Origin of the sequence: Achromobacter xylosoxidans A8, assembly GCF_000165835.1 — a bacterium.
Taxonomy (GTDB): domain Bacteria; phylum Pseudomonadota; class Gammaproteobacteria; order Burkholderiales; family Burkholderiaceae_B; genus Achromobacter; species Achromobacter xylosoxidans_B.
The window spans coordinates 3,182,794-3,203,542 of the sequence record NC_014640.1 but is presented as its reverse complement, the minus strand read 5'-3'; the positions used below and the strand labels follow the sequence as shown (position 1 = coordinate 3,203,542).

At 66.0% G+C, this 20,749-nt stretch carries 23 protein-coding genes; 12 read left to right on the top strand and 11 right to left on the bottom strand.

Going from position 1 to position 20,749, the window contains the following annotated elements:
- Positions 1-8 precede the first annotated feature (8 nt).
- Genes AXYL_RS14870 through AXYL_RS14860 form a run of 4 tightly spaced genes read left to right on the top strand, consistent with a single transcriptional unit; the run spans position 9 to position 2,136 of the window.
- Positions 9-365, top strand: coding sequence for a PAAR domain-containing protein (locus tag AXYL_RS14870; protein WP_013393628.1), 357 nt, complete (start codon positions 9-11; stop codon positions 363-365).
- On the top strand, positions 355-777 hold the full coding sequence (locus tag AXYL_RS34325; RefSeq protein ID WP_080551066.1) for a DUF4123 domain-containing protein: 423 nt from the start codon (positions 355-357) through the stop codon (positions 775-777). Before AXYL_RS14870 ends, AXYL_RS34325 begins: the two co-directional genes overlap by 11 nt.
- Positions 778-782: 5 nt before the next feature.
- Complete coding sequence (locus AXYL_RS14865) at positions 783-1,409, top strand: restriction endonuclease fold toxin 5 domain-containing protein (protein ID WP_080551065.1); 627 nt, start codon at positions 783-785, stop codon at positions 1,407-1,409.
- Between the two features lie 10 nt (positions 1,410-1,419).
- Positions 1,420-2,136 (top strand): immunity 52 family protein, encoded by a 717-nt coding sequence (locus AXYL_RS14860; protein ID WP_041653506.1) that lies wholly within the window; start codon positions 1,420-1,422, stop codon positions 2,134-2,136.
- Here the strand turns inward: AXYL_RS14860 and AXYL_RS14855 are convergent.
- Positions 2,133-3,080 carry a LysR family transcriptional regulator gene (locus AXYL_RS14855; RefSeq protein ID WP_041653503.1) on the bottom strand — a complete coding sequence of 316 codons (948 nt, stop codon included), beginning with the start codon at positions 3,078-3,080 and terminating at the stop codon, positions 2,133-2,135. The genes AXYL_RS14860 and AXYL_RS14855 overlap by 4 nt on opposite strands.
- A 107-nt stretch (positions 3,081-3,187) precedes the next feature.
- On the opposite strand from AXYL_RS14855, the gene AXYL_RS14850 reads away from it, so the two are divergent.
- The 3 genes from AXYL_RS14850 to AXYL_RS14840 are packed head-to-tail and all read left to right on the top strand — an operon-like array spanning position 3,188 to position 6,384.
- Entirely contained in the window at positions 3,188-4,345 is a 1,158-nt protein-coding gene (locus AXYL_RS14850) for an ABC transporter substrate-binding protein (protein ID WP_013393623.1), read from the top strand.
- 16 nt (positions 4,346-4,361) lie between these two features.
- Positions 4,362-5,432, top strand: a complete 1,071-nt coding sequence (locus AXYL_RS14845) for an aromatic ring-hydroxylating dioxygenase subunit alpha (RefSeq protein ID WP_013393622.1) — start codon at positions 4,362-4,364, stop codon at positions 5,430-5,432.
- A gap of 1 nt (position 5,433) precedes the next feature.
- The gene (locus tag AXYL_RS14840; RefSeq protein WP_013393621.1) at positions 5,434-6,384 is read left to right on the top strand and encodes a PDR/VanB family oxidoreductase; all 951 of its coding nucleotides are present in this window, start codon (positions 5,434-5,436) and stop codon (positions 6,382-6,384) included.
- A 3-nt stretch (positions 6,385-6,387) separates the two neighbouring features.
- On the opposite strand, the gene AXYL_RS14835 is transcribed toward AXYL_RS14840, so the two are convergent.
- Positions 6,388-7,116 carry a GntR family transcriptional regulator gene (locus tag AXYL_RS14835; protein ID WP_080551064.1) on the bottom strand — a complete coding sequence of 243 codons (729 nt, stop codon included), beginning with the start codon at positions 7,114-7,116 and terminating at the stop codon, positions 6,388-6,390.
- A 280-nt stretch (positions 7,117-7,396) separates the two neighbouring features.
- On the opposite strand from AXYL_RS14835, the gene AXYL_RS14830 reads away from it, so the two are divergent.
- Positions 7,397-8,299, top strand: a complete 903-nt coding sequence (locus tag AXYL_RS14830) for a dihydrodipicolinate synthase family protein (RefSeq protein WP_013393619.1) — start codon at positions 7,397-7,399, stop codon at positions 8,297-8,299.
- A 16-nt stretch (positions 8,300-8,315) separates the two neighbouring features.
- Positions 8,316-9,281: a Bug family tripartite tricarboxylate transporter substrate binding protein gene (locus AXYL_RS14825; protein ID WP_013393618.1), complete on the top strand. Its 966-nt coding sequence runs from the start codon at positions 8,316-8,318 to the stop codon at positions 9,279-9,281.
- Between the two features lie 64 nt (positions 9,282-9,345).
- On the opposite strand, the gene AXYL_RS14820 is transcribed toward AXYL_RS14825, so the two are convergent.
- Genes AXYL_RS14820 through araD form a run of 3 tightly spaced genes read right to left on the bottom strand, consistent with a single transcriptional unit; the run spans position 9,346 to position 12,892 of the window.
- A complete protein-coding gene (locus AXYL_RS14820) occupies positions 9,346-10,335 on the bottom strand; it encodes a Bug family tripartite tricarboxylate transporter substrate binding protein (RefSeq protein WP_013393617.1) in 990 nt (329 codons plus the stop codon).
- A 58-nt stretch (positions 10,336-10,393) separates the two neighbouring features.
- Positions 10,394-11,104 (bottom strand): ribonuclease activity regulator RraA, encoded by a 711-nt coding sequence (locus AXYL_RS14815; protein WP_013393616.1) that lies wholly within the window; start codon positions 11,102-11,104, stop codon positions 10,394-10,396.
- 57 nt (positions 11,105-11,161) lie between these two features.
- Positions 11,162-12,892 carry an L-arabinonate dehydratase gene (gene araD, locus AXYL_RS14810; protein WP_013393615.1) on the bottom strand — a complete coding sequence of 577 codons (1,731 nt, stop codon included), beginning with the start codon at positions 12,890-12,892 and terminating at the stop codon, positions 11,162-11,164.
- 123 nt (positions 12,893-13,015) lie between these two features.
- Here araD and AXYL_RS14805 point away from each other — a divergent pair, with 123 nt between their 5' ends.
- Positions 13,016-13,705, top strand: coding sequence for a GntR family transcriptional regulator (locus AXYL_RS14805; RefSeq protein ID WP_013393614.1), 690 nt, complete (start codon positions 13,016-13,018; stop codon positions 13,703-13,705).
- 119 nt (positions 13,706-13,824) lie between these two features.
- A complete protein-coding gene (locus AXYL_RS14800; protein ID WP_013393613.1) occupies positions 13,825-14,379 on the top strand; it encodes a surface-adhesin E family protein in 555 nt (184 codons plus the stop codon).
- Positions 14,380-14,433: 54 nt separating this feature from the next.
- Here AXYL_RS14800 and AXYL_RS14795 read toward each other — a convergent pair whose 3' ends face one another.
- The 6 genes from AXYL_RS14795 to AXYL_RS14770 all read right to left on the bottom strand — a co-directional run bounded on the left by AXYL_RS14795 (position 14,434) and on the right by AXYL_RS14770 (position 20,021).
- On the bottom strand, positions 14,434-15,726 hold the full coding sequence (locus AXYL_RS14795) for an O-acetylhomoserine aminocarboxypropyltransferase/cysteine synthase family protein (RefSeq protein ID WP_013393612.1): 1,293 nt from the start codon (positions 15,724-15,726) through the stop codon (positions 14,434-14,436).
- Between the two features lie 114 nt (positions 15,727-15,840).
- Positions 15,841-16,557, bottom strand: coding sequence for an SDR family NAD(P)-dependent oxidoreductase (locus AXYL_RS14790; protein ID WP_013393611.1), 717 nt, complete (start codon positions 16,555-16,557; stop codon positions 15,841-15,843).
- A gap of 124 nt (positions 16,558-16,681) precedes the next feature.
- A complete protein-coding gene (ubiT, locus tag AXYL_RS14785) occupies positions 16,682-17,104 on the bottom strand; it encodes a ubiquinone anaerobic biosynthesis accessory factor UbiT (RefSeq protein ID WP_013393610.1) in 423 nt (140 codons plus the stop codon).
- Positions 17,101-17,994, bottom strand: a complete 894-nt coding sequence (locus AXYL_RS14780) for a U32 family peptidase (RefSeq protein ID WP_013393609.1) — start codon at positions 17,992-17,994, stop codon at positions 17,101-17,103. The genes ubiT and AXYL_RS14780 overlap by 4 nt, the downstream gene beginning before the upstream one ends.
- Positions 17,991-19,007 (bottom strand): ubiquinone anaerobic biosynthesis protein UbiU, encoded by a 1,017-nt coding sequence (gene ubiU / locus AXYL_RS14775; RefSeq protein ID WP_041653498.1) that lies wholly within the window; start codon positions 19,005-19,007, stop codon positions 17,991-17,993. The genes AXYL_RS14780 and ubiU overlap by 4 nt, the downstream gene beginning before the upstream one ends.
- A 63-nt stretch (positions 19,008-19,070) precedes the next feature.
- The gene (locus AXYL_RS14770) at positions 19,071-20,021 is read right to left on the bottom strand and encodes a LysR family transcriptional regulator (RefSeq protein ID WP_013393607.1); all 951 of its coding nucleotides are present in this window, start codon (positions 20,019-20,021) and stop codon (positions 19,071-19,073) included.
- A gap of 182 nt (positions 20,022-20,203) precedes the next feature.
- Between AXYL_RS14770 and AXYL_RS14765 the strand changes: the two genes are divergently transcribed.
- Positions 20,204-20,737 carry a thiamine pyrophosphate-binding protein gene (locus AXYL_RS14765; protein ID WP_013393606.1) on the top strand — a complete coding sequence of 178 codons (534 nt, stop codon included), beginning with the start codon at positions 20,204-20,206 and terminating at the stop codon, positions 20,735-20,737.
- The last annotated feature ends 12 nt before the right edge of the window (positions 20,738-20,749 follow it).

Sequence of the window (20,749 nt, the reverse complement as noted above, 5' to 3'; positions counted from 1 at the left end):
GAGGCGGCATGTCTGAACGTTCCATCATCAGAAAGGGAGATCGGACTTCGCACGGCGGGACCGTAGCCGAAGGCCACCCCACCTCGATGCTCCTTGGACGAGAGATCGCGTTGGTGGGACATAAAGTCACATGCCCGAAATGCAAGGGCGCCTTTCCCATCCTGGCCGATCCGGGACGCAATCATTCATTCATGGGCCAGGACACCGCCGTGGAGGGAATGCGCACCGCCTGCGGCGCCGTACTGATAGCGTCACAGATGGTGGCGCGTATCGGCTTTGCCCAAGGACTGTCCGATCCCGCTCCGATAGCCACAGCCCAGAGCGACACGCTGTGCCAGGAGTGTCTGGAAGCCGCTGCCCGATGAGGTTTCGGCTACCCATCCCTTATCCCGCTCCTCATCTTGCGTAGCGCTGTTCGACGGCACGCCTGATGAAGCGCTGGCCCATGCCGGCCTATGGCTGCTGGATTGCTCCTCCGACGGGAATCCCCACATCGCTGCGCTGCAACGCCTGGCCGAAAGCGGGCTTGGTTGTATCTGGATCCTCAGCAGCTACGCCATAGATGATCTGGCCGAAGCCTTGCAGGCGCGATTGAAAGTAGTACGCATGCCCAATGGATCCCCTGCATTGCTGCGCTATTACGACGCAAGACTCGCGAACGACATCGCTGCGCTGCTAACCCCCGAGCAACGAGCCGCGTTCTTTGCCCCCGTCCACGATTGGCTGGCGCAACGCAACGGCGAACTCATCAGGATTCATCCCACCCATGGTGCTTAAGGGAAATGCCTGGACCTCTCGCAATACCAATCGCAGGATGGGTGGCGGAAGCCATAGCAGCCGCGTTCGCTCGGGCGGCAGCAAGCGCCGCGGCAGGTGCAGTGCTGGGAGGCGTGGCCACTTTGCCAGGCGATACGCCTCGGGAAGACAGCGAAGCCAAACCAACCGACCGTGCCTTGCCCAGGACCGAAGAACCTTGCAAAAAATGCCCGCCGGACCTGGGGATGAAAGTCAGGCGCAGGCATGGGGAAAATTGGAACGCCTATGCATATCAAGCCCGGATTACCGGGTTCGACTACGACACCGAGTATTGTTTGTGGAGCGATGAATGGAACTGGAAGGTTCTCACTCTCGGTAGCGAGTTTGACATCGACTTTGACGGCTTCGTGTCGACGGAGTGCCTGCTGCAGGAGACGAAAGGAAACTACGGCAGTTTCATCGATGAAGACGGAGAGCAAGCCGGTTGGTTTGGCGGCTTCAAGACCATGCGCTTACAAGCCAGCCGCCAGGCAGGCGCGGTTCGTACCAACCCTCCCGCAAGATTAAGATGGTATTTCCAAACTCCAAGAACGCAGGCACTGCTGCGGCAGCTGCTGAACAGCCTGGGCGCGGAATCCGTTGTAGTTCCCTGACGAGAAAGACATGCTTATCACATGCCAATTTAAAGACCCAACACATCAGTCCGGAGATTTTCCGGAAATGCTTCGTCGGCTGCGCGCGATCACAGCGTTGCTGGCAGGCAAGTCCGACGGATTGACGGAATGGTTCTCGCAGGGTGAGTCGATTGACGAAGCCAGGTTGTATCCTGCCTTCGAGGGCGACGAACCCTCGAATGCGTTCCTTGCCGTGTTGAACAACGAATATCGGCTTGACAGGTCATTTACTGCCATCTCTATTTGGAATGGCGCTGAAGAACAACGCGATGGCGTAGTTCTTGAGTTGCAAGGCAACAATAAAGGCGGTCCGTGCACTCTGACCATCTCTTACCATAAGCGGCGCGACGACCGCTTTGGCGGCGCCGCCTCGGTAAAAGATATCGTCGCCGCGATCGCCGAGCTCTTTGTCACGCAGTATGTAACTGTCTCTCCACGCTATTACTACGAGAAGCAGGTTTTCGACGACAAACCCGGCGTCGGCTGGATGCTATACCTTCCGCAAGTGATCACCGCCGAGCAAGTCCCGGAAGCCCAGGCTCTGATTCCCGTTCCTGCTGCCGGAAAGAAACAGACCGGCACCATCATCGTCAGCGTCGCGAACGAAGTGTTTTCGCTGGACAACGCCAGCCACGTCGAATTGGCGAACCGCATCGAAATGCGTCTGGTGGACCAGGATCTGCTGCCGCGCTACGCGGACCTCTAGTCAACCCGCCGCCGCTTCGGCCTCGCCCCGTCCCACGGATACCCATCGAACGTATCCTTCACCAGCTCCCGCAGCCAGATGATCGCCGGATCCTGGTGAAAGCGCGGATGCCAATGCTGCCTCAGCGCGAAGGACGGCAGCGGCAATGGCGGCTCCAGCACCTTGACCACCCCATAGCCGCCGAACACATTGCCCAGCTCCTGCGGCACCGTGGCGATCAGGTCCGGGTGCTGGTCCAGCAACAGCGGCACCACCAGGAAGTGCGGCGTGGACAGGAAGATGTTGCGCTTGACGCCCTGCTCCTCCAGCGCGCTGTCATAGGCTTCGGACGAACGCCCCGCCAACGTCACCACGATCTGCGGCATGCGCTGGAACTGTTCCAGCGTCAGCTCGTCGCCCACCTCCTTGTTCTTCACGCTGACCAGCGTCACGAAGCGATGCATGAACAGCTGCTGCTGGAACAGGCCCTGCGGCGCCGCGCGCAGCGATCCCAGCACCAGGTCCACCTCGCCCGAGGCCAGCAGCGGCTCGACCTGCTGCAGCGGCACCTGGCGCGTGCGCAGGGTGCAGTGCGGCGCCAGTTCGCGCAGGCGCTTGATCAGCGGCGGCAGGAACACCAGCTCGCCCATGTCCGTCATGCACAGGGTGAAGACGCGCATGGCCGAGGCCGGATCGAACTGCGCCTGCGACAGCACCTGTCCGCGTATGGTCGCCATCAGCGCCAGGATGGTCGGCGCCAGGCTCTCTGATTTCGGCGTGGGCAGCATGCCCTGGCCGGTCTTCACGAACAGCGGATCGTCGAAGAACGCGCGCAAGCGGTTCACGGCATGGCTCATGGCGCTTTGCGACAGGCCCAGCTGTTCGCCGGCGCGGGTCACGCTGCGTTCGCGCATCAGGCTGTCGAAGACCGCGAGCAGGTTGAGGTCCAGTTTCTCGTTATGCATAACGTGCATTTCTAGAATCAGGTTCATGATATTGACGCATATTCCGCCGCTATCTATCGTCTTGTCAAACGCCGCGCAGACCGGCGTTTCCACAAGGAGACAAAATCTTGAAGCCCCTTCTACACCCCGTGCGCGCGGTGCTGGTTTCGTGCGCCCTGCTGTCCTGTAGCGCCGCCTCGGCCGATGTCGGCGTAGGCGTCATCCTGTCGCTCACCGGCCCGGCCGCGTCGCTGGGCGGCCCCGCCAAAAATGCAATAGACCTGCTGCCACGCGAAGTCGCGGGCGAGGCGGTGCGCTACATCGTGCTGGACGACGCGTCCGACGCCACAGGTGCGGCCCGCGCCTTCCGGCGGCTGGTCGACGAGCACAACGTGGACGTGGTGCTGGGCACCTCGGTCACCCCCGCCACCCTGACCCTGCTGCCCATCGCGCAGGAGAAGAAGGTGCCCTTGATGAGCCTGGCGGCCGGGGCCAAGCTGGTCGAACCCATGGACGCGCAACGCCACTGGGTATTCAAGGTGGTGCAAAACGAGAACCTGATGGTGGCCAGCACCATTGCGCACATGCAGGCCGCCGGCGTGAAGTCGCTGGGCTACATCGGCTTCGCCGACGCCTACGGCGACAGCTGGCTGGCCGAAGTCTCCGCGCAGGCTGCGCGCGCCGGCATCAAGCTGGTCGCCACCGAACGCTACGTGAAGACCGACACCAGCGTCACGGCGCAGACCCTGAAGCTGCTGGCCGCGAAGCCGGACGCGGTCATCGTGGCGGCGTCCGGCACGCCCGGGGCGCTGCCGCAGAAATCGCTGCGCGAGCGCGGCTATGCCGGCCGCATCTACCAGACCTACGGCATCGCCAACCGCGAGTTCCTGCGCATCGCCGGCAAGGACGCCGAAGGCGCGCTATTCGCGGTGGGCCCGGTCGTGGTCGCCAGCCAGCTGGACGCAGCCAATCCCATACGCGCGGTCGCCATGGACCTGACGCAGCGCTATGAAGCGGCCCACGGCAAGGATTCGATGTCGGTGTTCGCGGCCAACGCCTGGGACGCCGGCATCGTGTTGCAGCAGGCATTGAAGACCACCTTGCCCAAGGCCAAGCCGGGCACGCCGGAGTTCAGGGCGGGCCTGCGCGATGCGCTGGAAGCCACGCGCGACGCCGTCACCTCGCAGGGCGTGTCCACCATGTCGCCCACCGATCACGTGGGCTATGACGAACGCGCCGCTGTCATGGTGCAGATCAAGGACGGCGCCTGGCGCTACGTCAAGTAAACACAGGAGCAAACCCATGTTCATCAAAAACACCTGGTACGTCGCGGCATGGGACCAGGAAGTCGGCGCCAACGGCCTGTTCTCGCGCACCATCATCGGCGTGCCCGTGCTCATGTACCGCGACGCTGCGGGCCGGCTGGTGGCGCTGGAAGACCGCTGCTGCCACCGCGGCGCGCCCTTGTCGGTGGGCCGGCGCGAAGGCGATTGCGTGCGCTGCATGTACCACGGCCTGAAGTTCGACCCGACCGGCGCCTGTGTCGAGGCGCCGGCGCAGGCGCGCATTCCGCCGCAGGCCAGGGTACGCACCTTCCCGGTGGTGGAGCGGCACCGCTGGATCTGGATCTGGATGGGCGATCCGGAACGCGCCGACCCGGCCCTCATCCCCGACACGCAATGGCTGGATCATCCCGACTGGCGCAGCCTGGACGGCTACATCCATTACGACGTCAACTATCTGCTGATCGCCGACAATCTGCTCGATTTCTCGCATCTGCCCTTCGTGCATCCGACCACCCTGGGCGGCAGCGAAGACTATGCCGCGGTATCGCCCAAGGTCGACCGGCTGCCCGACGGCGTGCGCATCACGCGCTGGACGCTCAATACCGAAGCGCCACCCTTCGCAAGGAAGGTCCGCGAATGGCCGGGCCTGGTGGACCGCTGGAACATCTACAACTTCACGCTGCCCGGCATCCTGCTGATGGACTCGGGCATGGCCCCGGCCGGCAACGGCGCGCAGGAAGGCAATCGCGCAGGCGCCATCGAATTCCGTGGCTGCCAGGCGCTGACGCCCGAAACCGCCACCTCGACGCACTACTTCTTCGCGCATCCGCACAACTTCTCCATCGACCAGCCCGAGGTCACCGCATCCATCCACCAGAGCGTGGTGGAAGCGTTCGACGAAGACCGCGACATCATCACCGCGCAGCAGCGCTCCTTATCCCTGGCGCCCGACTTCAAGATGGTGCCGCTGTCCATCGACGCCGCGCTGTCCCAGTTCCGCTGGGTGGTGGCGCGCCGCGTCGAGGAAGAGCAGCAGCAGGCCGCGGCTGGCGGGTCCGGCGTGCGCGCGGCGCAGGCGGTGGCCTGAGATGCGGCGCTTGATCGTCAGCCGCATCGTGCGCGAAGCGAGTGGCGTGCTTGGCCTGCACCTGCGCAGCCCCGACGGCGCCATGCTGCCAGCCTTCGAAGCCGGCGCGCATGTGGATGTGGCGCTGGGCAATGGGCTGCTCAGGCAGTACTCCCTATGTGGCGATCCGGCAGAGCGGGACGTCTACCGGCTGGGCGTCGGCCTGGCGCCCGACTCGCGCGGCGGTTCGCGCTACGTCCATGATCAGCTGCGCGCAGGCGACCTGGTGGATATCGGCGAGCCCAGACAATTGTTCGGACTGCACGCGCAGGCCGCCAGCCATGTCTTCATCGCGGGCGGCATAGGCATCACGCCCATCCTCAGCATGATCCATGCGTGCGTAAGGCGCGGCGAGCCCTGGCGGCTGCTGTACTGCGTGCGCGACCGCGACGCGGCCGCCTACCTGTCTGAACTTGCCATGCACGGCGAGCGCGTGGCGCTGCACGTCGACCGCGAACAAGGCGGCGCGCGCTGCGACCTGGACGCCTACCTGGGCGGGCAACGGGAACCGGGCCAGCATATCTATTGCTGCGGACCCGGACCGCTGATGGACGCCGTGGCCGCCGCCTGCGAACGCGCCGGCATCGCCGCGGCCCGCGTGCATTTCGAACGCTTCAGCGCCGCCACGGCCGCCGCGCCCGAGCCCGGCGCGGCCTTCACGGTACGGCTGGCGCGCAGCGGCGGCTGTCATGAAGTGCCCGCGGACAAGTCTGTGCTGGATGTACTGGAAGCGGCCGGCGTCGCCTGGCCATACTCCTGCCGCGAAGGCCTGTGCCGCAGCTGCGAAGCCGGCGTGCTGTCCGGCGCGGTGGATCACCGCGACTACGTGCTCAGCGACGAAGAACGCGCCGCCAACCGCAGCATGATGGTCTGCGTGTCGCGCGGCTGCGGCACGCTGGAACTGGACGTTTAAGCGTCAGGCCGGTTCCTGCAAGGCCGACGCATCCAGCAGATGATCGACGATGGCGAGTATCTGCTCGGCGGCCTCGGCGATGTGCCGCTCCAGCGCGGCCTCGGCCTCTTCCGCCCGGCCCTGGCGGGCGAGCGTGATCAGTTCGCTGTGTTCGTCATGGGCCTGTTGGCGGATCGGCGCGTTGACGATCTGGAAGCGGAAGTAGCGTTCGGATTTTTCGTGCAGCGCGCGCACCATGGCCAGCGCCGCGGGCCGTTGCGCCGAGCGGTACAGCAATTCATGCAGCTGCCAGTTCAGGCGGCCCCATTGCTCGGGCTCGGCGGCGTCCATCTGCGCCACCACCTGGCTGGCCAGGTCCAGATCCTGGACCTCGCGCTGCTGCACGGCCAGCCGGAACAGCCACGGCTCCAGCCGCAGGCGGATATCGAAGAACTCCTGCACCTCGGCGCGCGACAGCATGGACACATAGGCGCCGCGGTGCGGAATCATGTCGATCAGCCCTTCGGCGCTGAGCTGGCGGATGGCCTCGCGCACCGGCAGGCGGCTCACGCCCAGTTCCTCGGCGAACAATTCCTGGCGCAGCGCGGAGCCGGGAGGAATCGCGCCCGACAGGATGCGGTCGCGCAGTTCGTCGACCACCAGTTCGACGGCGGTCTTGCGCACGAGGCGGCCAGCGGTAGCGGCCTGGGGACGGGACTGCGGAGGAGCGGAAAGCGGCGAATTCTGGGACACGTATAACCTGCCTGGTTGAGCCGCCGGGCGGGTGCCGCACGGCGTCGGATTGCCGGAACCGGACCGTCCATGCCCAGGAAAACCCCGAGAGACAGCCGGTGCCCGCAGCCCGTTTAATGTGAGTATATTGGATCCATGATCCAGTTCAAGCCGCCACTCCCTGAGCGACGGTCCGAGGCCCCAGCCTCGTTTTTTTAAACCCCATATTTTTGGATCCAATATCCAATAACCAACATCCAACCGGAACCAGCTGGATGGACCACGCATCAGGAGCCGCAGCATGAGCATTCAATGGCAAGGCGTATTCCCCGCCGTCACCACCAAGCTGAAACCCGATTTTTCGCTGGACCTGGAGGCTATCCGCCAGGGACTGGAACGCCTGATCGAGAACGGCGTGGGCGGCGTGGTGATGATGGGCATGGTGGGCGAAAACGCCCAGCTCTCGCCCGAAGAGAAGTTACAGGTGCTGCGCACCGCCGTGGACACCGTGCGCGGCCGGGTGCCGGTGGTCTCGGGCGTGGCGGAAACCGGCACGGCGCGCGCCGCCGCCTTCGCCCAGGAAGCCGCGCGCATCGGCGTGAACGGCCTGATGGTGTTCCCCGGCCTGACCTACAAATCCGACGGCCGCGAAACCGTGGCCTTCTACCGCACGGTGGCGCGGGCCAGCGCCCTGCCCATCCTGCTCTACAACAACCCGCGCGGCTACGGCGTGGACCTGACCCCGGACCTGGTGGCTGAACTGCTGGAAGAGCCGACCATCGTCGCCATCAAGGAGGAGTCCTACGACACCACCCGCGTGACCGACCTGATCACGCGCTTTGGCGACCGGCTGGCCGTGATCTGCGGCGTGGACGACCTGATCCTGGAAAGCGCCGCGCTGGGCGTGACCGCCTGGGTATCGGGCATGGCCAATGCGGTGCCCAAGGCGTCCGTCGACCTGCTGAAGCTGGCCGTCGAGGGCGATTTCGTGCGGGCCCGCAAGCTCTATGCCGCGCTGACGCCGCTGTTCCACCTGGACACCGTCGTCAAGCTGGTGCAGCACATCAAGCTGGCAGAACACCTCATCACCGGCAGCGCCGAAACCGTCAAGCCGCCGCGCCTGGACCTGGCCGGGGCCGAACGCGAACGCACCATCGCCATCACCAAGCAGACGCTCGCGGACCTTTCCGCCCTGGGCTACTGATACCGGAGCCGCCACCATGCGCCCCTACCGCCTGTCCGCGCTGGCCATCAGCGCCCTGTCCGCAGTTTCCGTCCTGTCCGCCGCGCATGCCGCGGACTACCCCGCCCGCTCGATGGAACTGGTGGTCGCCTACCAGCCTGGCGGCGGCAGCGACAACACCGCGCGCGCCATCGCCGAGGCGGTGCGCCCGCCGCTGCTGGCGCAGCCCACGGTGGTGATCAACAAGCCCGGCGCCAGCGGCTCCATCGGCTGGGCCTACGTCGCCAATGCGCAGCCCGACGGCTACCGGCTGGTGCTGATGACGCCTGAAATGCTGGTGGTTCCCTTGATGGGCATAGGCAAGACCACGGTCGGCGACTTCCAGCCCATCGCGCGCTTCACCGACGATCCCTCGTCGGTCACGGTGCGCGCCGATGCGCCCTGGAAGACGGTGGAGGAATTCCTGGCGGACGCGAAGAAGAATCCCGAGCGCGTGGCGGTGTCCAACGCCGGCATAGGTACCGTGCCGCACATGGCGGCGGCGGCGCTGGGCGAGCAGGCCGGCGTGAAGTTCGTGCACGTGCCCTACCAGGGCTCGGCCCCGGCCATCATGGGCTTGCTGGCAGGCGACGTGCAGGCCACCACGGTCGCCTACGCCGAACTGCAGCAGCATGTCGAGACCGGCAAGCTGCGCACCCTGGCCGTCATGGCGCCCAAGCGCCTGGACAACCTGCCCGCCGTGCCGACCATGAAGGAGAAAGGCGCGGACCTGCAATTCAGCGTCTGGCGCGGCATCGGACTGCCCAAGGCCACGCCCGCGGACGCGGTGGAGAAATGGCGGGCCGCGGCTCGCCAGGTGGCGCAATCGCAGGACTTCCAGGCGCTGATGCGCAAGCAGAACCTGACGCCTTCGTATGCCGACCTGCCGCAGTTCACGGCCGACGTGGCGCGCCAGGAGGAGGCGTTCAAGGCGCTGGTGCCGAAGCTGAATCTGAAGCCCTGAGTTTGAATCCCTGAACGGCTGCGGGCGCGGTCGCAATGCACCGCGCCCCGCAAGCCCGGCCCGTCTACTCGACCGTCGCGCCCGACTTCTTCACCACTTCCGCCCAACGCGGAATCTCGGTCGCCATCAGCTCGCGCAACTGATCCGGCGTGCTGCCGACCAGTTCCATCCCCATGGTCTTGCCCAGCTTTTCCTGCACGTCAGGCTCTTTCAGGATTACCGCGATTTCCTGCGCCAGCTTGTCGAGAATGGGCTTGGGCGTGCCCTTGGGCGCGTACACGGCCTGCCAGGACGCCATCTGGAAACCGGGCACCCCGGCCTCCTGCATGGTCGGCACCTCGGGCGCCAGCGCGATGCGGTCCTTGGTGGTTACGGCCAACAGCTTGAGCTTGCCGGTCTGCAGCAAAGGCAGGGCAGCCGTCATCTGGTCGAACATGAAAGTCACCGCGCCGGAGGATACGTCGACCATGGCGGGCGGCGTGCCCTTGTAAGGAACATGCGTCAGCGGCACGCCTATCATGCTGGAGAACAATTCCCCGGCCAGGTGCGTGGAGGTGCCCGCGCCCGAGGACGCGAAGGTGCGCTTGCTCGGGTCGCGTTTCAACAGGGCGATCAGGTCGGCCACGGAATTCACGCCCAGGTTGGGATCCACCAGCAGCACGTTGGGCAGGTAGGCGATCAGCGAGACCGGCTCGAAATCCTTGACCGGGTCGTACTTCAGGTTCTTGTACAGGCTGGCGTTGATGGCGTGCGTGCTGATGGTGCCGCCGAACAGGGTATAGCCATCGGGCGGAGCCTTGGCCACATAGGTCGCGCCGATGCCGCCCGCCGCGCCAGGCTTGTTTTCGACGATGACGTTCTGGTGCAGGCGGTCGCCCAGCTTCTGGGCCAGCACTCGGCCCACCACGTCGGTCGAGCCGCCCACGGTGAACGGCACCACATAGGAAATCGGCTTCTGCGCGGGCCAATCGGCGGCCTGGACGGGCGCTGCCAGCGTGCCCAGCGTGGCGGCGGCCAGCAGCGCGGCCAGCGCGCCGCGTCGTTGCGTATTCATGGTTGTCTCCTGCCTCTTGTTTGGCTTATGGGGTTGCCGGCTGCGCCGGCGGCAAGGCTCAGCGGCCCTGTTGCTTGCGCCACGCGGCGAATTTGTCCTTGGTGCCCGGATCCGTAGGCGGATACAGCCCCAGGATGGATGCGCCCTGCTGCACCTCGCTGGTCACGAAGTCCTCGAAGGCCGTCATTTCCACGGCCTCGATGGCGATCTCGTCGGCCAGGCCGGCGGGTATCACCACCACGCCCTCGCGGTCGCCCACCACGATGTCGCCCGGCCACACCGCCACGTCGCCGCAGCCGATGGGCGCGTTGATGTCCAAGGCTTGATGCAGGGTCAGGTTGGTGGGAGCCGAAGGCCGCTGGTGATAGGCGGCATAGCCCATTTCGGCGATCTCGGGCGAATCGCGGAAACCGCCGTCCGTCACCACGCCAGCCACGCCGCGCTTCATCAGCCGCGTGACCAGAATGGAGCCCGCGGAAGCCGCGCGCGCGTCCTTGCGGCTGTCCATCACCAGCACCGCGCCTTGCGGGCAGGTCTCGACCGCAACGCGCTGCGGATGGGCGCGGTCCTCGAACACCTTGATGGTGTTCAGGTCCTCGCGGGCGGGGATGTAGCGCAGGGTGAAAGCCGGGCCGACCATATTGGGCAGCGTGGCGTTCAGCGGACGCACGTCCTGGATGAACTGGTTGCGCAAACCGCGCTTGAACAAGGCCGTGCACAGGGTGGCGGTGCTGACGCCAGCCAGGCGGGCGCGGGTTTCGGGATTCATTGGGGACACGGTGGCTCCGGGGGGCTGAAGACTGTGGGGATGAGGCGCGCGCGGCGCCTAGAAGATCTCGGGCTCGGGCACGGGCGCGCCGAAGCCGGTTTCCAGGAAATCGAAATCGCAGCCGTCGTTGGCTTGCAGGATGTGCTTTGAATACATCCAGCCATAGCCGCGCTCGTAGCGCTTGGGCGGCGGCGTCCAGGCGGCGCGGCGCGCGGCCAGCTCGTCGTCGCTGACGTTCAGGTGGATGCTGCGCGCGGGCACGTCCACGGTGATCAGGTCGCCCGTCTGCACCAGGGCCAACGGGCCGCCGATATAACTTTCCGGCGCCACGTGCAGGATGCAGGCGCCGTAGCTGGTGCCGCTCATGCGCGCGTCCGACAGGCGCAGCATGTCGCGCACGCCCTGCTTCACCAGCTTGGTCGGGATCGGCAGCATGCCCCATTCCGGCATGCCGGGGCCGCCTTGCGGACCGGCGTTGCGCAGGATCATGATGTGGTCGGCGGTGACGTCCAGGTCTTCGTCGTCCACTGCCGCCTTCATGCTGGGGTAGTCGTCGAACACCAGGGCCGGGCCGGTATGGCGCAAGTACTGCGGCGCGCAGGCGCTGGGCTTGATGACGCAACCGTCCGGCGCGATATTCCCGCGCAGCACGGCCAGTGCGCCTTCGTCGTAGATGGCCCGGTCCAGCGGACGGATCACGTCGTCGTTGTAGACCTCGGCGCCGGCGATGTTCTCGCCCAGCGTCTTGCCGGTGACGGTCATGGCGGACCTGTCCAGATGGTCGTGCAAGCGCGACATCAGCGCCGGCAGTCCGCCCGCGTAGAAGAAGTCTTCCATCAGATAGGTGTCGCCGCTGGGCCGGATGTTCGCGATGACCGGCACCTTGCGGCTGGCGGCGTCGAAGTCGTCCAGGCCCACGGCGCAGCCGGCGCGGCGCGACATGGCGACCAGGTGCACGATGGCGTTGGTCGAACAGCCCATGGCCATGGCCACGTTGATGGCGTTCTTGAAGGACGCCAGGCTCAGGATGCGTTGCGGCGTCAGGTCTTCCCAGACCATCTCCACCACGCGCCGGCCGCATTCGGCCGACATGCGCATGTGGTTGACGTCCGCTGCCGGGATCGAGGACGCGCCCGGCAGCGTCATGCCTATGGCTTCGGCGATGGCGGTCATGGTGCTGGCCGTGCCCATGGTCATGCAGGTGCCGTAGCTGCGGGCGATGCCGCCTTCGACCTCGGTCCATTGCTCCTGCGTGATCTTGCCGGCGCGGCGCTCGTCCCAGAGTTTCCAGGCATCCGACCCGGACCCCAGGATCTTGCCCTTCCAGTTGCCGCGCAGCATGGGGCCGGCCGGCACGTAGACACAGGGCAGCCCGGCGCTGACCGCGCCCATGAGCAGGCCTGGCGTGGTCTTGTCGCAACCGCCCATGAGCACGGCGCCATCCACCGGATGGCTGCGCAGCAGTTCCTCGGTTTCCATGGCCAGGAAGTTGCGGTACAGCATGGTGGTCGGCTTGACGAAGGATTCCGACACTGAAATCGCCGGCAATTCCACCGGAAAGCCGCCCGCCTGGAACACGCCGCGCTTCACGTCCTCGACGCGCTGCTTGAAGTGGCTGTGGCAGGGATTCAGGTCCGACCAGGTATTGATGATGGCAATGATGGGGCGGCCCGCCCAGTCGTCGGGGCCGTACCCCATCTGCATCATGCGGGAGCGATGGCCGAAGGAGCGCAGGTCGTCCTTGGCCATCCAGGCGGCGCTGCGCAGGCTTTCGTAGGAGCGTTTCATAGGGGCGTGAAGGTGTTTCGTGATGGCGACCCGGCCATTTAAACACTAATACATTAGTGCGTCAGCTAGGTAAAAACCCGCTAAACTCCGTTACTCTTCAGGCCCCACTCCGCACGCGACCCGATGCAAAGCACCAAGCTCAGACTGGACCGCTCGCGCCACGCCGCGCCACAGGTCTTCGAACACCTACGCGAACAGATCTTGTCGCTGGAACTCGCGCCCGGCGCGCCGCTGTCGCGCATCACGCTGGCGGAAACCTACGGCCTGAGCCAGACCCCGATCCGCGACGCACTGATGCGCCTGGCCGAGGAGGCGCTGGTCGAGATCTACCCGCAGCACACCACGGTAGTCAGCCGCATCGACGTGGCCGCCGCCCGCGAGGCGCATTTCCTGCGCCGCTCGCTGGAACTGGAGATCGTGCAGATGCTGGCGCAGCGTCCGGACCCGCAGCTGTTCCAGCGCCTGCAAGCCAGCATCGACCTGCAGCGCGCCAGCCATGCCAGCGCCCAGTACCAGCGTTTCATCGACGCCGACCAGGCCTTCCACCGCGACATGCACGAGGCAGCGGGCGTGATCCGGCTGTGGGAACTGGCGCAGCGCTACAGCGGCCACCTGGATCGCCTGCGCCGCCTGCACCTGCCCGAAGCCGGCAAAGCCGAGCGCATCCTGGACGATCACCAGCGCCTGCTGGACGCCATCGCCGCGCAGGATCCACAGCGCGCCCAACAGGTACTGCGCGAACACCTTTCGGGCACCCTCAGCCAGGTGGCCGAGATCTGCAAGCGCTATCCAGAATATGTGCTGACGCCTTAGGAGGCGTCGCCCCTAAGGCATTTGCGCGCCGCGCGTACCCGCCCTGCCCGGTATGATCGGGTACACGCCATGGCCACAAGCTTGGCGACGGCGCGCCGCGCCACCACCGGAAAACACCAATGACCGCAAGGCACGCAACCCTGATCGCCCTGGCCGTGACCGCCTGGGTCCACCCCGCGCAGGCGGCCCCGCCCGACGCCTGCGCAACCATTACGGTGCGCGAAGGCGATCCCGTGCCCGCCGACGCCTGCGCCGTGAACATCGTGCCGCGCGATCCCGGCCCCGGCGGCATGCTGTCCGCCGAACCCGACTGGCTGCCCGTAGACCCGCAAGCCATGCCGGGCGTGTTCTACGACAGCGCATCGATCAAAGTGGTATCGGAGCGTCCGGCCGTCATGGCCGTGAACGTGGCCTGGTTCTACGCCCAGCCCAAGATCTCCGCGGCCAATGGGCAACCCTACCGCTCCGTGACCCAGCCGGTCACCATGAACTGCACCGCCGGCACCTATACCGCCAGCCAGGTCGTGCACCATGCAGGCGAGAACGCGACCGGCCCCATTGTGGAGTCGCTGCCCCCGCCCACCATCCGCAATGCGCCGATCGCGCAAGACCCCGTGCAGCGCAAGCTGCGCGAGATGGTTTGCCCGGCCAATGGCAAAGGCGCGCGCAAGTAAGGCGCCACCGGCGCGGGCAGTCCCGCGGCCGGCTTCAGCACATGGCCAGGCCGGTCACACTTGCGCCAGAGCCTGATCCAGATCGGCCAACAGGTCGTCGATGTGCTCGATGCCGATGGACAGGCGCACGGTCTCCTCGCGCACGCCGGCCTTCTGCAGCTCTTCGGGATTGAGCTGGCGGTGCGTGGTGGACGCGGGGTGCGTGGCCAGCGACTTGGAGTCGCCGATGTTGACCAAGCGGGTGAACAGCTGCAGCGCGTCCTGGAAGCGCGCGCCGGCCTCGCGGCCGCCCTTCACGCCGAAGGTGAACAGGCCAGGCGCCTTGCCGCCCAGGTACTTCTGCGCCAAGGCGTGGTCGGGATGGTCCGGCAGGCCCGCATAGTTGACCCATTCCACCTTCGGATGTTCGCGCAGGTAGTTGGCGATCTTGACGGTGTTCTCGACGATGCGGTCCACGCGCAACGCCAGGGTCTCGATGCCTTGCAGGATCTGGAACGAGTTGAAAGGCGAGATCGCCGCGCCGGTATTGCGCAGCGGCACCACGCGGGCGCGGCCGATGTAGGCGGCCGGACCGAAGGCTTCGGTATAGACCACGCCGTGGTAGCTGACGTCCGGCGTGTTCAGGCGCTTGAAGCGCTCTTTGTGCTCGCCCCAGGGGAACTTGCCCGAGTCGATGATGGCTCCGCCCAGGCTGGTGCCGTGGCCGCCCAGGTACTTGGTCAGCGACTGCACCACGATGTCGGCGCCGTGCTCGATGGGGCGCAGCAGGTAAGGCGACGGCACGGTGTTGTCGACGATCAGCGGCAGGCCGTGGCGGTGCGCCAGTTCGGCCAGTGCGGCGATATCGGTGATGTTGCCCAGCGGGTTGCCGACGGATTCCGCGAAGATGGCCTTGGTGCGGTCGTCGATCTGGGCCTCGAAGGCGGCCAGATCGGACGGATTGGCGAAACGCGTGGTGATGCCGTACTGCGGCAGCGTGTGCGCGAACAGGTTGTAGGTGCCGCCGTACAGCGTGCTGGACGAGACGATGTTGTCGCCCGCTTCGGCGATGGTCAGGATGGCATAGGTCACCGCGGCCTGGCCCGAGGCCAGCGCCAGCGCGGCGATGCCGCCTTCCAGCGCCGCCACGCGCTGCTCCAGCACGTCGGTGGTCGGGTTCATGATGCGGGTGTAGATATTGCCCGGCACCTTGAGGTCGAACAGATCGGCGCCATGCTGCGTGTCGTCGAACGCATAGGCCACGGTCTGGTAGATGGGCACGGCCACGGCGCGCGTGGTCGGATCGGGGCGATAGCCGCCATGCACGGCAATGGTCTCTAGCCGCCACGGCTTATTCGATTGGGTCACGCGTGTCTCCTTGTTGATGCTGATGGCGAGGTATGCAGTCCAGGCCGGATTGTAGTTATGCGGGCGGAATATGGATACCGCTCGGGGCTCATAACCATATCACCGCGCGGCGCATCAGAACCGCTCGTCCATCAGCGCCGGCATCACGATCTCCCGCACGAACGAGGCATCGGACAGATTCAGCAGCGCGCGCGTCATCGCCACCACGTCGTGCACCGGTATCAAGCCGCCCTCTCCCCGCATGCTGGCCGCGTCGCGCGGCACGTCCAGGCCGTCTTGCGTGTTCAGGTAGCCTAATTGCAGGCAGGTCACCGCCAGCCGGCGCGACCTGAAGCTTTCGCGCAAAGCGTCGGCGATGCCGCGCAGCGCGTGCTTGGACGCGCCGAACGTAACCTCGGGGCGGCCGCTGCCGGCCAGCGCGGAGGTCGAGCCGGTCAGGACGAGCTGCGGCCTGCGCGCGCCCAGGACACGCGGTATCAGGCGTTGCAGCAACAGGATGGTCGCGGTGACGTTGATGTCGACCATCCGCGCGATCTCTGTCGGCGTATCCGCCAGAAAGTCGTAGTCCTCGCTGAACGCATGCTCTTCCCACACGCCCAGGTTGTAGAGGACGGCGTCCAGTTCATCCGGGGCTTGCGCGGCGATCTGCTCGACGGCGGCCTCGGGCTGCGACAGGTCCGCTTCGATCCAGCGCAGTTCGCAGCCCGGCGGGACGACAATGTCCGACGGCGCGCGGCGGGCCACGCCCACGATCAGCGAGGCATCCTGGCCCAGCCCCTCGACGAATGCCCTGCCCAGCCCCTTGCTGGCGCCCACAACCATGACCCGCATTGCTACCTCCGTTCGATCGCGCCCGGGAATGCGGCAACGCTTCCCGCAGCAAAGACGCCCGGTATAGCACGATCCGTGGTGGATTCCCGCAATGCCCGCAGGCGTTGGCGGACAATGCTCGCCGCTAGCGCATCGCGCCTTGCAGCCACGCCGGCCGCGGCGCGGCATCCAGCCAGTTCTTGACGATCAGGCCCAGCTCGGTATCGCCCGAGATCCGCAGCCGGCGTTGGAAGAACAAGGTATCGGCGTCCGTCTCGGAACGCATCAAGGCCAGCAGATCGGCCAGCCTGGCGCCCAGTTCCAGCTCAGCGGCCGCGCCGTTCCATACCGGGCGAAAGGCGCCCTGGCGCACGGCGAAGCTGCTGCGCAGGCCCAGGTCCTCGACGGTGATGGCGAAGCTGCGGCCCTCCAGTTCTGCGGGCGGCGTCAGCCACTTCAGCCGCCGCGCCAGTTCCAGCCCCGTGGTGAAATGCAGCGAGACGAACGGCGCGGGTAAGCGCCGGCCCAGCCTGGCGAACACGCCGGGCACTTGGATCGCGGCGCTCATGCGGCGGCCTCCAACAGATCGATGCCGGGCTTGCCGTGGAAATAACCGTTGCAGCGGGCCATGCCCGCAGGCGGTTGCACCTCTGTCGGCGCCAGGCCGCGCCGCGTCGCATCGAGCGCGGCGATCGCTTCCAGCGTGCCGGCCGATTGCGGGCTCACCCGCAGCACCTGCACCCCCATGGCAGCAAGCTCCGGCGCCTGCGACAGCAGATCCAGACAGGCGCCCGACTGCACCTGGATGCCGTTGATCGCCAGGAAATCGCGCGATTCCCGCGTACGCATGTCCAGCCCGTCCGGATGTTCGATGCAGCGAAAGCCGCAATCGTCCTTCTTCAGGCGGAAATGCCGCGCCGTGAAGCAGCGCGCCGAGAACGCCAGCGCCATGCGGCCCCACACCATGACTTCCGCTTCCAGGCCGGCGGGCTTTTCGGCCATCAGGCGGGCCAGCGTCTTGCTGTCCATTTCCAGCGGCGCGACGAACCGTGCCGCTCCGCGCTCGGCCAGCCATTCCAGGGTGCCGCCGTGATAGGCATTGATATGGGGACCAGCCACGAAGAAGCGGCCGTTCAGGTGCCGCACCGCGCCCAGTTCGCCAGCCTCGACCATGAAGTCGTCCTGTCCGCAAAGCTTCTTCAGCGCGCTGGCTTCCGCGCCGGTCTCGATCAGGGTGCGGCCCGACAGCACCACCGTCTTGCCCGCGTCGCGCAGGTCGCGCGCCAGCTCCAGCCAGTCCTCGGCGCGCAGCTCGTGCCTGCGGCTGCAGACGGTTTCGCCCACGTAGATGATGTCGGCGGGGCTGTCGGCCAAGGCCGCGTAGAAATCCAGCGTGTGCTGGCGCGGCCAGTAGTACTGCAGCGGTGCAACCGATATCTGGTATGCGCTAGGTTTCATTTCCATGGACGTTCGAATGCGCCTTGCGTGACTTGGGAACCCTCGGAATGGCGCGCCAGCATGGCGTTCCATTCGGGACGGGGCGAAAAACGGGAGGCGTCCGCGTGCGCGCCATCCAAGGCCGCGCGCAGCGTCGACACCACCTGGGTGACATAGGCCGGGCTGCGCTGCCGTCCTTCGATCTTGATGGCCGACACGCCCATCTCCGCCAGGCGCGGCAAGAGGCCGATGGCGTTCAAGCTGGTGGGCTCCTCCAGCGCGTGGTCGGCCTGGCCGTCCACATCGAAACGGCCCTTGCACAGGGTGGGATAGGCCGCCGGTTCGCCCGGCTCGTAGCGGTCGATCAGGATGCCGTTCAGGCGCGCGTCCATGCGGCCGTTCTCTTCCGACCAGCGCACCGCATGCGCGGGCGAACAGACGCCCTTGTTGTTGGGGGAATCGCCGGTGGCGTAGGACGACAACAGGCAACGGCCCTCAGCCATGACGCACAGGCTGCCGAAGCCGAACACCTCGACCTCGACGCTGACGTTGGCGCAGATGCGCGCGATCTCGGCCAGGGTCAACACGCGCGGCAGCACCACGCGGCGGATGCCGAACTGTTCCTTCATCAGCTCGATGGCGTCGGCGTGGGTGGCGGAACCTTGCACCGACAGATGCAGGCGCAGGTCGGGATAGCGGTCGCTGGCGTAGGCCAGCAACCCGGCGTCGGCCATGATGACGGCATCGGCGCCCAGCCCGTGGGCCGCATCCACGGCGGCGCGCCACTCCGGCGCCCTGCCCGCCTGCACAAACGTATTGATCGCGAACAGCACTTGGCGCCCGCGGCTGTGGGCCAGCTCCACGCCTGCGCGGATGTCGCTTTCGGTGAAGTTGAGCCCGGCGAAGTTGCGGGCGTTGGTGGCGTTCTTGAGCCCGAGGTAGACGGTGTCGGCGCCGGCGTCGATGGCGGCCTTCAGCGCGGCCAGGCTGCCGGCGGGGGCCACGAGCTCCATGGGAGAGGTTCGAGTTTCCATGCCGGCCAGTCTATGGGGCCGCCACGCCCCTGGCCTTGTCGCAGATCAAACGGCGACATCACCCTAGCCGCCATTGATCGCGGCGGACGAGTCCTTCAGCAACTTGATGAAGCGATCGAGCAGCATGGGCCTCAAGCTCGGCGCCCGCCGCGCCAGCAAGGCCAGTGGAGGCAATTTCGGCTCGGAAACCATGGACAGGACTTTCAGGCCTCCCAGCCTCGCTTCTTCCTTGGCGTGCGCCATGCGCAACAATCCCAATTCGACGGTGTTCTGAGTGATCAGCGAGCGGGTAGTCAAAGGCGACAGGGCTTCCACGCGGTGCTCGGGCGGACTCATGCCAAGCTCCAGATAGACCCGCATGAAAGCCCGCCGCAACACCGACTCCGGCGGAGGGAGTATCCAGCGTTCGCCACTGAGATCGCCCCATTTGATGCGCCGACGCTTGCACCAGGGGCTTTTCGGCGACGCGACCACCGCCATCGAATCCTCAACCAGCCGCTCCAGACGCAGCTCATCGATGCGCGGATTGCGCAGCTCTTCGTCGGTGATGGGACCTACCACGCAATCCAGCTCTCCTCCGAGCAAGGCCGCAATCAGAAGATTGATCTGCCCTTCCCGGATCGACACTTGCACCGCCGGGGCCTGCTTGAGCAGCTGGGCCACGGCGAGCGTCGCATTGAGGTTGCCGCTTAGAGCGCCGACACGCAGCAGCCCCTGCTGCCCTTGGCGCTCAAGCTCAACTTCCTTTTCGATCGTCGCCAGTTCGCGCATCAGTATCGCCGCGCGCGCGATCAGCGCGGCTCCCGACCGGTTCGCCGCAATGCCTCGCGCGCTCCTTTCAAACAGCTGGCCACCGAACATCTCTTCCACTTCGCGGAGCATGCGCGTGGTCGCCGGCTGCGACAGGTTCATCTGCTTGGCGGCCGCGTGAACCGTAGAGACTTCTCCGAGGATCTGCAACAACTCCAGATGGCGTGCGCGCAGACGGCGGACAAGTGAAGTGGGCATGTTCATGGCAATACCTAAAACGTATCGATTGATAAAAACAAATGACTAATACCGGATCAATCGCAAGCCTACACTTCTTCGCATAGCTCGGGAATAGCGAGTTCGGCGCTACAGCTGGATGCCGAACTCGCACCCTGCCGAAGCAATGGCGGCGGACCGACATCAAACGAACAATCAGGAGACCAGCCATGCCTTCCTCAATTCCGCCTGCAGTCAAGGGCAGCGCCATCGCGCGTGCCCTGTCGGACTGTGGCATCGATTCCGCGACCGTCGTGCCCGACTTCGTGCAGATCGCCACCCATCAATACCTGGATGCCGACCGCGGCCGCATCGACGTCACCTACTGCGCCAATGAGAATCAGGCATTGCACGTCGCCTCCGGCTTGTACATCGGCGGCCGCCAGCCGGTGATCATGATGCAAAACCAGGGGCTCTATAACTGCGTCAATTCATTGAGGGCCTGCGGACTGGACGCGCGGATCCCTCTGCTCCTGATGATTGGCCAGTTCGGACGGGAGTTCAGCAACTTCGGCCAGGAGATGCGGGCGTCCCGCCGCCACATGGTGAGTTTGCTGGAGCCGGTACTGGACGCGCTGACCATCGCCCATTGGAACATCGAGACCGAGGCGGACCTGGGCGTGGTCGAAACAGCGTGGACCCACGCAAAACGCTCGCATACACCCGCTGCCGTCATTGTCGGCCGCCACACCGAATGGGATTGAACCGCATATGCC